Source organism: Curtobacterium sp. Csp1 (genome assembly GCF_013347185.1).
Genome location: NZ_CP054594.1, coordinates 2,066,154 through 2,078,284 on the forward strand (window position 1 = coordinate 2,066,154; position 12,131 = coordinate 2,078,284).

15 protein-coding genes are annotated in these 12,131 nt (G+C 70.6%); 1 reads left to right on the forward strand and 14 read right to left on the reverse strand.

Translation table 11 applies throughout. The annotated features are described in order from the left end of the window. Nucleotides 1-18 precede the first annotated feature (18 nt). The 13 genes from HUN58_RS09865 to HUN58_RS09925 form a co-directional block, all read right to left on the reverse strand. Nucleotides 19-306 (reverse strand): HU family DNA-binding protein, encoded by a 288-nt coding sequence (locus HUN58_RS09865; protein WP_058741891.1) that lies wholly within the window; start codon nt 304-306, stop codon nt 19-21. 291 nt (nt 307-597) lie between these two features. Continuing rightward, nucleotides 598-903: a 30S ribosomal protein S14 gene (gene rpsN, locus HUN58_RS09870; RefSeq protein WP_022903745.1), complete on the reverse strand. Its 306-nt coding sequence runs from the start codon at nt 901-903 to the stop codon at nt 598-600. Between the two features lie 2 nt (nt 904-905). Further along, nucleotides 906-1,076 (reverse strand): 50S ribosomal protein L33, encoded by a 171-nt coding sequence (gene rpmG / locus HUN58_RS09875; RefSeq protein WP_022908193.1) that lies wholly within the window; start codon nt 1,074-1,076, stop codon nt 906-908. Continuing rightward, entirely contained in the window at nt 1,076-1,312 is a 237-nt protein-coding gene (gene rpmB, locus HUN58_RS09880) for a 50S ribosomal protein L28 (protein ID WP_022903747.1), read from the reverse strand. Before rpmB ends, rpmG begins: the two co-directional genes overlap by 1 nt. Nucleotides 1,313-1,797: 485 nt before the next feature. Continuing rightward, nucleotides 1,798-2,493 (reverse strand): alpha/beta fold hydrolase, encoded by a 696-nt coding sequence (locus HUN58_RS09885; protein ID WP_175325319.1) that lies wholly within the window; start codon nt 2,491-2,493, stop codon nt 1,798-1,800. Nucleotides 2,494-2,503: 10 nt separating this feature from the next. Beyond that, nucleotides 2,504-2,917 carry a Fur family transcriptional regulator gene (locus tag HUN58_RS09890; RefSeq protein WP_114850372.1) on the reverse strand — a complete coding sequence of 138 codons (414 nt, stop codon included), beginning with the start codon at nt 2,915-2,917 and terminating at the stop codon, nt 2,504-2,506. Continuing rightward, a complete protein-coding gene (locus HUN58_RS09895) occupies nt 2,914-3,861 on the reverse strand; it encodes a metal ABC transporter permease (RefSeq protein ID WP_114850373.1) in 948 nt (315 codons plus the stop codon). The genes HUN58_RS09890 and HUN58_RS09895 overlap by 4 nt, the downstream gene beginning before the upstream one ends. Continuing rightward, the gene (locus tag HUN58_RS09900; RefSeq protein ID WP_254631661.1) at nt 3,861-4,691 is read right to left on the reverse strand and encodes a metal ABC transporter ATP-binding protein; all 831 of its coding nucleotides are present in this window, start codon (nt 4,689-4,691) and stop codon (nt 3,861-3,863) included. The genes HUN58_RS09895 and HUN58_RS09900 overlap by 1 nt, the downstream gene beginning before the upstream one ends. 56 nt (nt 4,692-4,747) lie before the next feature. Further along, on the reverse strand, nt 4,748-5,662 hold the full coding sequence (locus tag HUN58_RS09905) for a metal ABC transporter solute-binding protein, Zn/Mn family (RefSeq protein WP_141860019.1): 915 nt from the start codon (nt 5,660-5,662) through the stop codon (nt 4,748-4,750). An 82-nt stretch (nt 5,663-5,744) separates the two neighbouring features. Beyond that, on the reverse strand, nt 5,745-6,992 hold the full coding sequence (locus HUN58_RS09910) for a glycosyltransferase (RefSeq protein ID WP_180225759.1): 1,248 nt from the start codon (nt 6,990-6,992) through the stop codon (nt 5,745-5,747). Further along, nucleotides 6,985-9,057, reverse strand: a complete 2,073-nt coding sequence (locus HUN58_RS09915; protein ID WP_114850377.1) for an ATP-binding cassette domain-containing protein — start codon at nt 9,055-9,057, stop codon at nt 6,985-6,987. The genes HUN58_RS09910 and HUN58_RS09915 overlap by 8 nt, the downstream gene beginning before the upstream one ends. Next, nucleotides 9,054-10,217, reverse strand: a complete 1,164-nt coding sequence (locus HUN58_RS09920) for a glycosyltransferase (RefSeq protein WP_208745489.1) — start codon at nt 10,215-10,217, stop codon at nt 9,054-9,056. The genes HUN58_RS09915 and HUN58_RS09920 overlap by 4 nt, the downstream gene beginning before the upstream one ends. A gap of 59 nt (nt 10,218-10,276) precedes the next feature. Further along, complete coding sequence (locus tag HUN58_RS09925; protein WP_167509975.1) at nt 10,277-10,522, reverse strand: hypothetical protein; 246 nt, start codon at nt 10,520-10,522, stop codon at nt 10,277-10,279. 381 nt (nt 10,523-10,903) lie between these two features. On the opposite strand from HUN58_RS09925, the gene HUN58_RS09930 reads away from it, so the two are divergent. Next, the gene (locus tag HUN58_RS09930; protein ID WP_180225761.1) at nt 10,904-11,356 is read left to right on the forward strand and encodes a PTS glucose transporter subunit IIA; all 453 of its coding nucleotides are present in this window, start codon (nt 10,904-10,906) and stop codon (nt 11,354-11,356) included. A 32-nt stretch (nt 11,357-11,388) separates the two neighbouring features. Here the strand turns inward: HUN58_RS09930 and HUN58_RS09935 are convergent, their stop codons facing one another. Continuing rightward, complete coding sequence (locus HUN58_RS09935; RefSeq protein WP_180225762.1) at nt 11,389-12,123, reverse strand: GntR family transcriptional regulator; 735 nt, start codon at nt 12,121-12,123, stop codon at nt 11,389-11,391. Nucleotides 12,124-12,131: the final 8 nt, after the last annotated feature.

Below are 12,131 nucleotides of genomic sequence, written 5' to 3' on the forward strand. Positions count from 1 at the left end.
CCGTGTGGTGCAGTGGTCTTACTTGACGGCTGCCTTGAGCTTCGAGCCGGCGCTGACCTTGACCGAGTCGCTCGCGGCGATCTCGATGGCCTCACCCGTCTGCGGGTTGCGGCCGGTGCGTGCGGCGCGGTGGGTCTTCTCGAAGGCGATCCAGCCGGGGATGGTGACCTTGGTGCCGTCGGAGACCGACGACGAGACGACGCTGAACAGCGCGTCGACGACGCCGTTGACGGTGGCCTGGCTCTGGCCGGACTCCTGCGCGACGGCAGCGACGAGCTCGGTGCGGTTCAGTGACTTGTCAGCCATGGATGTCCTCCTCGGACTTCTTGCAGTGTCGGTGGGACGTGCGGGACGCCCGCCCGCCCGGAGCGGGTGCCCTGGACGTTCTGGACCGGCGGGCAGGACACCCGGCGGAACCGTCAGCGAACCTACCAGCCGGACGGGTCGTCGCGGACCGACTCGCCCGGATTTCCGGGGTTGTCGAGGGTCTGGTGAGGTCCGAGTGACGGATGTGACGGCCGTGTACCCCGGTACGGGTCCGCGGACGACGAACGCCCCGTCCCTCGGAGGGGACGGGGCGTTCGCTGGAGCCGGTGCTTACCAGGAGCTCTTCGTGATGCCGGGGAGCTCGCCACGGTGGGCCATGTCGCGGAAGCGGACACGGCTGATGCCGTACTCACCGAGGTGGCCACGGGGGCGGCCGTCGATGGCGTCGCGGTTGCGGTAGCGGACCGGCGACGCGTCGCGGGGGAGCTTCTGCAGGCCGACGCGAGCAGCCTCACGCGACTCGTCGGTGCCGTTCGGGTCCACGAGGGCCTTCTTCAGCTCGAGACGACGCTCGGCGTAGCGCGCGATGACCTCGGCGCGCTGGTTGTTCTTCGCGATCTTGCTCTTCTTCGCCATGCTTAGCGCTCCTCACGGAAGTCGACGTGCTTGCGGATCACCGGGTCGTACTTCTTGAGCACGAGGCGGTCCGGGTTGTTGCGACGGTTCTTCTTGGTCACGTAGGTGAACCCGGTGCCCGCCGTGGAGCGGAGCTTGATGATCGGACGAACGTCCTGACCCTTCTTGGCCATCAGATCTTCTCCCCTCGGGCGAGCAGGTCCTTGACGACGGACTCGATGCCGCGTGCGTCGATGACCTTGATGCCCTTCGCGCTGAGCGTGAGCGTGACGTTACGACGAAGCGAGGGCACGTAGTACGTCTTCTTCTGCACGTTCGGGTCGAAGCGACGCTTCGTCCGGCGGTGCGAGTGCGAGATGTTGTGTCCGAAGCCGGGGGTGGCTCCGGTCACCTGGCACACTGCTGCCATGGTTTCCTCCTGAGGTACCGAGCGACCGGACGGCCGCTCCCAAGTTCACTTGCCTGGCGCACACGCGGAACGTCCGGGGACGATCCGAGGGGGTTGTGTGCGCCGCCCAGGCTCGCGGACCCTGTCGAAGGGCCGGGAGCACCGCGCGACCGCGGCGTTCGCGACGGTCGGAGGGCTTGGAACAACTGGGTCTGCCACGCGGACGCAGCGGACCAGGGGACAACGTTACGGGACGGCCGCGCGTGTCGCAAGCCGGGGCCGACGGGCCGGGTCGGGCGGGCAGGCGGCGGAGCGGCGGGGCGAGGTGGTGCGGGCAGCGGGGGCGAGCGGGCCAGATCTGGCACGCTCGGCACGCGGCGACGACGAAGTTCGCCCACTCGACGACTAGCGCATGGCATGTCCTGCCCGCTCGACGAACGCCGGCCCGCTCGACGAACGCCTGCCCACTCGACGAACGCCGGCCAGCGCCGGCGCCGAAGATCGCCCTACGCCGCCGCCGTCGGCCGCGGCGCCAACGCCTGTACCAGGAGCTCCCCGAGCTCCGTCGGCGCCGTCATCATCGGCCAGTGCCCGGTCTCGAGCCCGACGATCGTCAGGTCCTCCACCGCCGAGAGCTCCGTCGTCCAAGCGTGGTGCTCCGCGACCATCGCCGCGAGCTCCGTCGCCGGGACCTCGCACGACACCACGGTCGCCGGGATCGTGTGCCGCGCGGCGTCGGCGTAGTGGAACCGGTCCGAGGGCACCGCCGCGGGCTCCGGGACCGCCCGCTGCTCGAACGCCGCGCGGAGTTCCGGGGTCATCCCCCGCACGGTCGCCGGCTCCCAGACGTCCCACGACGGCAGCGGCACGACGCCGTCGACGACCGGGAGCTCGTCGTTGACGCACCCGCCCTCCGGTCCCGGGAAGGTGTCGACGTACAGCAGGTGCGCGACGAGCGCCGGTCGCTGGTCCGCGGCCATGAGCACCATCGGCCCGGCCCCGGAGTGCCCCGCGAGCGCGACGGGTTCCTCCGGCGTGGCCACGTCGTCGAGCACGGCCACGATCGCCGCGACCTGCTCGTCGAGCGTGTCGCCGTCGCGCGTGATCGTCTGGACCGAGTGCCCGGCACGCTGCAGGACCGGGGTCACCTCGTCCCACGCGCTCGCGTCGAGCCAGAACCCGGGCACCAGGATGACGTGCATGCGCCGGAGACTACGCGCCGGTCCGCGACGCCGTGCACACCGCGCACTCGCCGAAGATGTCGACGACGTGGCTGGCGTTCGTGAAGCCGTTCGCGGCCGCGACGTCCTGCGCCCACCGCTCGACCGGGTCGGCCTCGATCTCGACCGTGCGGCCGCAGTTCCGGCAGATCAGGTGGTGGTGGTGCGTGTCGGTGGTGCAGGCACGGTAGAGCGACTCGCCGTCCTGCTGCAGCGAGTCGGCGTCACCCTCGGTCGCCAGGTCGGCGAGCGCCCGGTAGACGGTCGCCAGGCCGATCGTGGACCCGTCGTCCCGCAGGTGCTGGTGCAGCGCCTGCGCGCTGACGAACCCCTCGGTGCTCGACAGGGCGGTTCGCACCGCCTCGCGCTGCCAGGTGTTCCGCTTCGGCTTCTGCACGGCGTTCACGCGGTGACTCCTTCCCTGCGGCCCGCGTCGGTCGACGCGTCGGCTCCGCCGGCCGGGAGGCGCGGCTCGCCCCCGGCGGTCTGCTCGCGGACCGCGACCCGGTCGCGTCCACGGCGGTCCCTCCTGGAGCCGACGACGCGGCAGACGACCCAGATGAGGAACGAGATGGTGGTGACGTACGGACTGATCGGCAGCCCGCCGCCGAGGGCGAGCAGGATGCCGCCGACGACCGACACGACCGCGAACACCGTCGACAGGACGGGGACGACGACCGGGTGCGAGGTCAGTCGGAGCGCTGCGGCGGCCGGGGTCACGAGGAGCGACAGGACGAGCAGCGCGCCGACGATCTGCACGGACACCGCGGTCGCCAGGCCGAGCGCGAGCATGAACACGAGCGCGAGCGTCCGGACCGGGACCCCGGCGGCCGCGGCGACGTCCGGGTCGACCGAGGAGAACATCAGCGGGCGCCAGACGAGCAGCAGCGTGACGACGACGATCGCGGACACGACCACGAGCGAGGTGAGCTGGGGGTTGTCGACCGAGACGATCTGGCCGGTGAGCAGGCCGAACTTGTTCGCCGCGCGGCCCTTGTAGAGCGCGAGGCAGAGGATGCCGAGACCGAGGCCGAAGGGCATCAGGACGGCGATGATCGAGTTGCGTTCGCGGGCCCGGGAGCCGAGCAGGCCGATGAGCAGCGCCGCGACGACCGACCCGACGAGCGAGCCGGTGACGACGTTCGCGCCGAACAGCAGCGCCGCGCTCGCCCCCGCGAAGGACAGCTCCGAGATGCCGTGCACCGCGAACGGCATGTTCCGGGCGACGACGAACGGGCCGATCAGGCCGCCGACGATGCCGAGCACCGCGCCGGCCCAGATCGAGTTCTGGACGAGCACGAGCAGCTCGCCGTAGTCCTGGAACGAGAAGACGGTCGACAGCACGTCCATCAGATCCGCCCTTCGTCCGGCACGGTCGCCTGCGGGTCGGGGTCGCAGTGGTGGTGCGCCCCGGTCTGGTCGTGGGGTTCGTTGCCGCCGACGATGACGATGCGTCCCATGGTCCGGACGACGTCCACGGGGGTGCCGTACAGGTCGCTCAGCACGTCGGCGCGCAGGACCTCGTCCGGAGTGCCGATCCGGAAGCGCCCGCCGGCGATGTAGAGGACGCGGTCGACCACGTCGAGGATCGGGTTCACGTCGTGCGTGACGAACAGCACCGCGGCGCCCTGCTGCTGCCGCTGCCGGTCGATCAGTTCGGTGACGCCGCGCTGGTGCCGCAGGTCGAGCGAGATGAGGGGCTCGTCGCACAGGAGCAGCGCGGGGTCGGCCGCGATCGCCTGCCCGACGCGGGTGCGCTGCTGCTCGCCGCCGGACAGCTCGGCGACAGGGGCGTCCGCGAACGCCGTCGCGCCGACCTCGTCGAGGATCCGGTCGATCCGCGCGCGCTCCGTACGGCTGGCCGGCAGCACACCCCAGCGCGAACCGGTCACGCCCTGCGCGACCATGTCCCGCGCGCGGAGCGGGGTCCCGGACTCCATGAGCCGCTGCTGCGGGATGTACCCGATCCGCCGGTGGCCGCGTCGGACGGGCTGGCCGAGGAACGACATCGTGCCGCTGGTCAGGCGCTGCTGGCCGAGGACCGTCCGCAGGAGCGAGGTCTTGCCGGCGCCGTTCGGCCCGAGCACGGCGACGAACTCCCCGGGTGCGAGATCGAGGTCGAGGTGCGACCACAGTGCACGGGAGCCGTACGACAGCGCCGCGTCACGGAGTTCGAGCACGGCGGAACCGCCACGGCCGGGGGCCGCAGCGGTTCGCGAGGGGGTCTGGACGGCGGTCACTTCGCGAGGGCCGCCGTGATCGCGTCGATGTTCGCCTGCTGCCACGAGACGTAATCCTTCCCCTTCGGGAGGGTCTCCGTGACACCGACCACCGGGATGTCGGCCTGGTCGGCTGCCTTCTTGACCTGCTCGGTCTCCGGGCTGGACGTCTGCTCGTTGTAGGCGAGGAGCCGCACGGTCTTGTCGCTGAACAGCTTGAGCGTGTCGTTGAGGGCGGCCGGCGGGACGTCGTCGCCCTCCTCGATCGCCTCCGAGAAGGCTTCGGGCGTGACGTTGTCGAGGCCCATCGCCTCGAACAGGTACCCCGGGACGGGCTCGGTGTAGGCCACCTTGTCCCCGTCGACCTTCTGCTTCTCGGCGGCGGTCTGCGACTCGAGGTCCTCGAGCTTCGTGGTGAGCGTCTTCGCGTTCGCCGCGAAGGTGTCGGCCTGCCCGGCGTCGAGCTTCGCCAGCCGCTGCTCGACCTCGGCCACGAGCTTCACCATGGTCGGGTAGCTGTAGAACACGTGCTCGTTGAACTCCTTGTCCCCGTCCTTCTCGAGCCCGGAGAGGTCGACCACGTTGATGGTGGGGGCCTTCGTGTTCGCGGACTTCGCGAGCGTGGTCATGAAGTCGTCGTAGCCGCCCCCGTTCTCGATGAGCAGGTCGGCCTTCGAGACCGCGAGCTGCGTCTTCGCGCTCGACTCGAACGAGTGCGGGTCCTGCGACGGGTCGTCGAGGATGCTCGTCACCTCGACGTCCTTCCCACCGATCGACTGCACGATCGAGCCGTAGACGTTCGTCGAGGCGACCACGCGGACCGTGCCGTCGCTCGACGCGCTGCCTGGGGACGAGGAGGTCGCGCAGCCGGTCAGGACGAGCGCGGCGGCGCCGGCGACGAGCGGCAGGGCGAGGAGGCGGCGGTTCTGCATGCTGACGACCGTAGGCCTACTTGATAACGATTGTCAAAACCGATCTCATGCGAGCCTGTTCAGACGGGCGGGCGCGCTCCGCTCACGCTCCGAGACGCTCGAGCGCGTCCCGGATCCCGATGGCAGCTTCTCGGAACCGGTCCGGGACGGTTCCCCCGAGTCGGCCCTCCAGCACCGCCCACGCGGTGCTGTCGTCGCCGACGAGCAGCGAGAGCAGACCGAGGTCATCGAGCAGCCCCGGGTCGGCCTCGGACCCACCCAGCAACTGCGCGGCGACGCGAGACCGGATCTGCCGCGCCTGCTGTCGGAGCGCCTCGCGCTCGATGGAGAGTGCCAGCGAGTCACGGTCCGCGACGTCGAGCTGCTGCTCGGAGGTCTCGAGCGTCGATCTGGCTTGCGAGACCGCACCGCGCTGCAACTGGCTCCCGATCAGGTCCCGGATCGCAGCGACGTGGGGTTCCCCTTGGAAGGCGATCGTCTGCGGCCCAAGGACGATCGCCGCACGAAGGTCAGCCTCGGTGGCCTCGTCGGTCCGGAGCGGCCGGGCGTCCCGGCTCCGGTAGTAGTGGTCCTTCGCGGTCGCCTCACCACGTGCCACGACGGCGTCCAGAACCTCTTGGTTCCTGCGGGCCTTGTCGGCTCCAGCAGCGCCGTCGTACCCGTCGTGCACGAGGTCACAGTCGAGGTCGACCTGGAGGACGACTCCGCCGCGGACGAAGAGCTCCTCGTGCAGGGCGCCCCGGTACCGGACCAGACCGTCCGCTCGTATCACCCGACCCACCCGCGAGACCGTCCCGCGATTGCCGTCCCAGACGCGGAGCGAGACGCCCAGCCGGCCGCTCGCTGGGTGCTGCGAGAAGTGTCGCAGCACTTCTTCCAGCGACTCGGATGCCTGCGGCACGAACACTTCATCGGTGTCGACGAACACGACCCAACCCTCGCCGGCCGCATCCAGTCCCGCGTTCCGCGCCGCCGCGAAGTCGTTCCTCCATCGGCACGGGATCGCGGTGACCCGCAGGTCCGGTCGGTCCGCGGGCCGCATCTCCGACACGTCGTCCACTCCGACGACCAGGACGTCTGCTCCGGGTGGGAGTGAGGACAGCGTCGGACAGAGGTCGGTTCCCGGGACGGACGCCAGGATGCAGTACGTGACCGTCGACGAGGACTCCGTGGCATCCGGACGCCGGTTCGCGGAGGACATCAGGATGTTCCCGCGCGCCACCTTCGTCAGCACGGCGATCCGACGGAGGAGGAACGCGCGTTCTCGGGCCGAGGCCGTGGCGCCCATGGCCGCGCGCGCACTCGGGACGTCCCAGCACCCGTCAGACATTCGGCACCCCGACTTCGACCACGCGCGTGGCCAGGCTGTCGAGCGCCTCGCTGTGCGACACGAGCAGCACGGCAGAGCAGAGTCCCAGCCCCATGATCCGGTCCACGATCACGCGTTGGGTCGCGACGTCGAGCATCCGGGTCGCCTCGTCCAGGATCAGCAGACGGGGCCGATCGACGAGCGCCCGGGCGATGCCGACCCGCTGCGATTCGCCTCCGGAGAGACGGACGTGCGGCGGTCCGATGGGTGTCGCGTAGCCCAGCGGGAGCCGGCTGGCCAGGTCGTCGAGACCGACCGCCGTACAGATCCGATCGACGTCCTCGATGTCCCGACCGAACGTGACGTTGTTCAAGAGTGTGTCGGCCATCACGGCCACGGCATCGGGGACGTACCGCACGGGCTCGCCGCCGGCGTCGCGGAGCGGTTCCCCGTCGAGCGCGATTGAGCCGGTCCAGTCGTCCTCGAGACCCGCCAACACCCGGCAGATCGTCGACTTCCCCGCTCCGTTGGGACCTCGCAGCCCGACGACCTCACCGCTCTGGATGCTCAGCCGCGGGAGGTCCGCGAGGACGCTCCCGGCCGCGACGACACGCAGCGCCTCGACACGGAGCAACGGTGCCCCGTCGCCCGCATGCGCGCCGCCGGAGACCGGGAGCGCAGCCCGCGCGAAGGAGATCTCCTCGATCCGTTCCGCGCTGACGGTCGCCCGCTGGACGTCCTGCTGCAGACCAGCGAGCGCGAACGCAGCTCCCGACATCATCGGGAGCAGGACCGCGAGCGAAGCGAGCGAACCCAGCGAGAGCGTTCCTGCCTGGACCTGGAAGGCCATCAGGGTCATCACGACGATCAGGACCACGCTCCCGGCGAAGGCCGTGGAGAACTCGAGCGCTGCGGAGACGAGGAAGACCCGTCTGGTCTGATCGATGAGTCCGTCGAAGGCCGCACGCAGTCTCGGTCGCTGGTAGGCGACCCAGGCTGCCCCACGGTTCGTCACGGAACCCTCGACGACTTCGACCATGGCTTGGGTCAAGGCACTCTCCGCGCCCGCGGCACGCCGTTGCAGTGACTCGATTCGCTTCCCCTTGATCCACCTCGCTGATGCGATCGCCGACACACCGACCAGACACGCGAGTGCTGCGACCGGGCTCTGCAACCCCAGCACCGTCACCGCACCGAGCAGAGTGGCAGCGCTCAGGATCCCGGAGAGCACCGAGTCGTGGACGAACGACCGCATCTCGGACAGGTCCGTGAACCTGGCCATCAGGTCTCCGGGGGCGTACGCCCGGAAGGCAGTACCCCCCAGGGAGAGCACCGTCGTCCCGTAGCCGAGCGCGAGTTCGCGTTCCATGGACACCGAGCTCGTGAAGGCCTTCCGGGTCGAGAGCCAACCGAAGGTGGCTCCCGCGGCTGCGACGAGCAGCGTGATCATCCCGATCGCGACCAGTGCGGCAGACGAGAGTGCGCCGGCGGCGGCGAGATCGACGAGGACCCGGACGAACTGGGACACTGCGAGGCCGGACGCTGTCGCGGCGAGCGAGAGGAGAGCAACACCCGACAGACGGCCGCGAGCGCTCCAGAGCAGTCCACGCACCACCTCTCCCCCGCTGCGGTCCTCGCGCGCACTCGCCGGCCTCTCGCTCGGCACCACGGTCATCAGGTAGCCCGAGGTGTCGAGGGCCGCCTTCCGGACCCATCCTTGGTCGCCCGCTGGGTCGGTCACCCGGACACGGTCGCCTCGCTGACGGTCGATTGCCACGAAGTGCCCGCCGTCACGGTCGAGGTGCAGGACCGCCGGGAGGTACCGATCGCTCACCTGTCGGAGATCGTCGAACCGGTAGCACGTCGCGTCGAACCCGTTCCGGTCCGCGACCCGCTGCAGCTCCAGCAGGGACATCGCCGTCTGCGAGCGTCCGTACAGCTGCCACATGCGCCCGACGCTCCGGCGCACCCCGTAGCACCCCATGACGGAGCTCAGCGCGGCGACGCCGCAGTCCGAGTCGAGACGTTGCGGGACGTGCGGTGCACGCTTACGGGAACCGTGGTCCGGGATGCCTGACGACCTCACAGCGCTCCTCCGGGCTGACCGTACAGGTCACGGAAGGGCGCGCTGTCCTCCCCGAGGCGATCCGTGAGCTCGATGAGTACGTCGACTGCGCGGGCCGCGAGATCACTCGCCGGGTCACCGGCCGACCCACTCTGCAGGTGGCGCGCGAGGAGCGCACGGGTGCGCGCGCACTCGACCTCGGCGAACAGCAGCAGCGCCCGAGCGCGGAGGAGCGCGAGCTCGAGCGCGCCCGGCTCTCCGAAACGGCGAGCGGCGGATTCGTGTTCATGCGCCTCCAGGACGGCACGAGGACCGCCGTCCAGGAGCAGCCCGACGAGCAGGGAGAGTCGCGCACCCAGCTCCTCCTCGAGGGACAGACTTCCGGACGCGATCGCATCCTGGAGCACCTGTCGGCGCTCCGGACTCTCGGATTCCGCGGCCAGTTCCTGCGCGTGCGCGAGAAGTCGCCGGCCCTCGGGCCCATCCTCGGCTCTCCAGCCCTCGATGATCGTCGTGTTCCGACGGCGTCGCTCGGCCACCTCCGTCTCGTACCCGTCGTGCGCCACGGTGACGTCGAGCGCAACACGTTCGACCTGACCGTCGGCACGGAGGACAGGCACCTCGTGGAGCCGCCCGCTCCACCGCACGGCTCCGCGCACCCGGAACAGACGCGGCAGGAACGGCGTGACTCCGGCAGTCTGATCGAGGACGGTGACACCACCGATGATGCGATCGCGTAACGGGCGCCTCTCCAGGGCCCGAGCTGCATCGACGACCCGTTGAGCGTGACCGGGGAGCAGGAACTCGTCGTCGTCGACGAACGCCACCCAGCCGTTCTCCAGCTGGTCCACCGCGAAGTTGCGTGCTGCCGCGAAGTCACCCGTCCACTGACGCCGGACGACCTCCACGTTCCGGCCGCCCACCGACCGAAGGAGGTCGAGCTGCCCCGGTCCGCTGTCGACGACCAACACACGAGCGTCCGCGGTCAGACTCTCGACACAGCGCAGGACACGAGTCGGGTCGCCGGCGCTCACGACCACGAAGACGAGTGAGCCGTCGTCGACTGGAACGTCTGTTGAGTCGATCGGCCAGAAGGTGCTCGACGCGAGGGTCTGCGCCCGGACGGCACCGAGGCCGACCGGCAGATCCCCCGGGGAGCGGAAGACATCAGTTGTTTGCATGCTTCTCCATGCGGGCACCACCGACCGCGGCGATGCGATCGATGGCGCCCGGTCAGAACTCAGTGACAGATGCAGGTACCGCAGCTGCCGCTGCTCGGCGGCGCCGGCTTGCTGTGCAGGATCGCGTACGCAGCCATCTTGCCGACCCAGGACGGCGAACCGATCCCGATGAGGCCGACCGAGCCGCACTTGGGCCCGTACTTGTAGTACCAAGCGCGGAGCTTGTCGATCCACGCCCCTCCCCGGACCTCGTTCAGCTCGTCCTGATCGATGATCTGCTGGAGCAACATCTCGCGTGCCGTCATCGGCATTCCCCTCTCTTCCGCGTCGGGAAGGCTCCCCCGGGCTCCGAGAGTCAAGCGGCCCGTGACGAGCGTGGTCCAGCCCCCCACACGGACTTCATCCTCACGACGGACCCCGTTCCGTCACTCGGACAGCGCAACAGTCGGTCGGTCGCCGTCGGACCGGTCCGGGCGCCCGGAGTCGAGCGAACTGCCCGTGGCGTCGACTCGCTCGACGGCCAGCGTCCGGTCAGGGCCTACAGTCGAGTCGACCGGGCAACTCCGCCCAGGTCGATGTCCTCGTGAGGAGGAGGGTGCCGTGGCAGGAGCCATCGCCGTGCTCGCCGCAGCCGGAGTCCGAGTCGGAGTCCCGACGACGGGCACGCGGCGCCAGCGGGGTCAGCGGTGACCACCGTCCGGACGCCCTTCGCGGGTCCGGTCGTCGCCCTGGCGGACGTGCCGGATCCGGTGTTCGCCGGACAGCTCGTCGGCGCCGGGGTCGCGGTCGACCCCACCGGCGTCGAGGGCCCCGTCACCGCTGTGGCCCCGGTCGACGGCTCGATCGTCAAGCTGCACCCGCACGCGTTCGCCCTGCAGGGCGCGGCGGGGACCGACGTCCTCGTGCACGTCGGCATCGACACCGTGAAGCTCGGGGGCGAGGGCTTCGAGCTGCTCGCGGCCGAGGGCGACACCGTCCGCGCGGGCGACCCCGTCGTGCGGTTCACCCCGTCGGTGATCTCCGCCGCCGGCTACTCCCCCGTCTGCCCGGTGGTGGTGCTCGGCAGCGCGCCGGACTCGGTCGAGCAGTCCACCGTGGGCTCGGTGCTCACCGACGGCGCCACGCTCTTCACGGTCTGACACCGCGCGCAGCGCGGGACCGGCGGTGGAGGTCAGGCGGCCGGGCTGGTCGCCGTGACCTCCATCTGCACGCGGTAGCGGTCCGAGCGGTACCAGGAGCGACTGTGCTCCACGGGCCGGTCGCCGGAGTACGACACCCGGTCGAACTCGAGCACGGGCGCACCCGTCCTCGTCCCGAGCAGGGTCGCGACGTCGTCGGCGGCGGACTTCGCCGCGACGGTCTGCTGTGCGCGGTCGATCGGGGTGTCGTACTCGGTCGCCGCGAGCGAGTACACGGACCCGGACAGGTCGTGCTCGAGCAGCCCGGGGAACGCGTCCGCCGAGAGCCACGCGTCGTCGATCGACACCGGTGCCCCGTCGGCCATCCGCAGGCGCTTGAGGTGGTACGCGGTCGCACCGTCCCCCAGGCGCAGCGCGGCCACGGTGTCGGCGGGCGGCACGGTCTCCTCGCGGACGAGCACGACGGTGGTCGGGACGTGGCCGAGCGCCCGCATCTCCTCGGTGAAGGACGCCAGGTGCAGCGTCGACTGCACGGGCCGGTGGGCGACGAAGGTCCCCTTGCCGCGCACACGCTCCAGGTAGCCCTCGTTGACGAGCTGCCCGAGCGCCTCGCGCACCGTGATCCGCGAGACCCCGTACTCGGCGATGAGCTGCCGCTCCGAGGGGATGGCCGCACCGGGGGCGAGCCGGGTGGTCGCGAGGTCGAGCAGGATCCGCCGCAGCTGCTGGTGCTTCGGTTCGGCACCCTCGGTGATGCGGCTCGTCATGCGGGTCC

What these genes read in the sequence shown, in the direction of transcription:
- HUN58_RS09865 (WP_058741891.1), bottom strand. Translation starts at nt 306, where the DNA reads ATGGCTGACAAGTCACTGAACCGCACCGAGCTCGTCGCTGCCGTCGCG.
- rpsN (WP_022903745.1), bottom strand. Translation starts at nt 903, where the DNA reads ATGGCGAAGAAGAGCAAGATCGCGAAGAACAACCAGCGCGCCGAGGTC.
- rpmG (WP_022908193.1), bottom strand. Translation starts at nt 1,076, where the DNA reads ATGGCCAAGAAGGGTCAGGACGTTCGTCCGATCATCAAGCTCCGCTCC.
- rpmB (WP_022903747.1), bottom strand. Translation starts at nt 1,312, where the DNA reads ATGGCAGCAGTGTGCCAGGTGACCGGAGCCACCCCCGGCTTCGGACAC.
- HUN58_RS09885 (WP_175325319.1), bottom strand. Translation starts at nt 2,493, where the DNA reads ATGCACGTCATCCTGGTGCCCGGGTTCTGGCTCGACGCGAGCGCGTGG.
- HUN58_RS09895 (WP_114850373.1), bottom strand. Translation starts at nt 3,861, where the DNA reads ATGGACGTGCTGTCGACCGTCTTCTCGTTCCAGGACTACGGCGAGCTG.
- HUN58_RS09905 (WP_141860019.1), bottom strand. Translation starts at nt 5,662, where the DNA reads ATGCAGAACCGCCGCCTCCTCGCCCTGCCGCTCGTCGCCGGCGCCGCC.
- HUN58_RS09910 (WP_180225759.1), bottom strand. Translation starts at nt 6,992, where the DNA reads ATGTCTGACGGGTGCTGGGACGTCCCGAGTGCGCGCGCGGCCATGGGC.
- HUN58_RS09920 (WP_208745489.1), bottom strand. Translation starts at nt 10,217, where the DNA reads ATGCAAACAACTGATGTCTTCCGCTCCCCGGGGGATCTGCCGGTCGGC.
- HUN58_RS09925 (WP_167509975.1), bottom strand. Translation starts at nt 10,522, where the DNA reads ATGACGGCACGCGAGATGTTGCTCCAGCAGATCATCGATCAGGACGAG.
- HUN58_RS09935 (WP_180225762.1), bottom strand. Translation starts at nt 12,123, where the DNA reads ATGACGAGCCGCATCACCGAGGGTGCCGAACCGAAGCACCAGCAGCTG.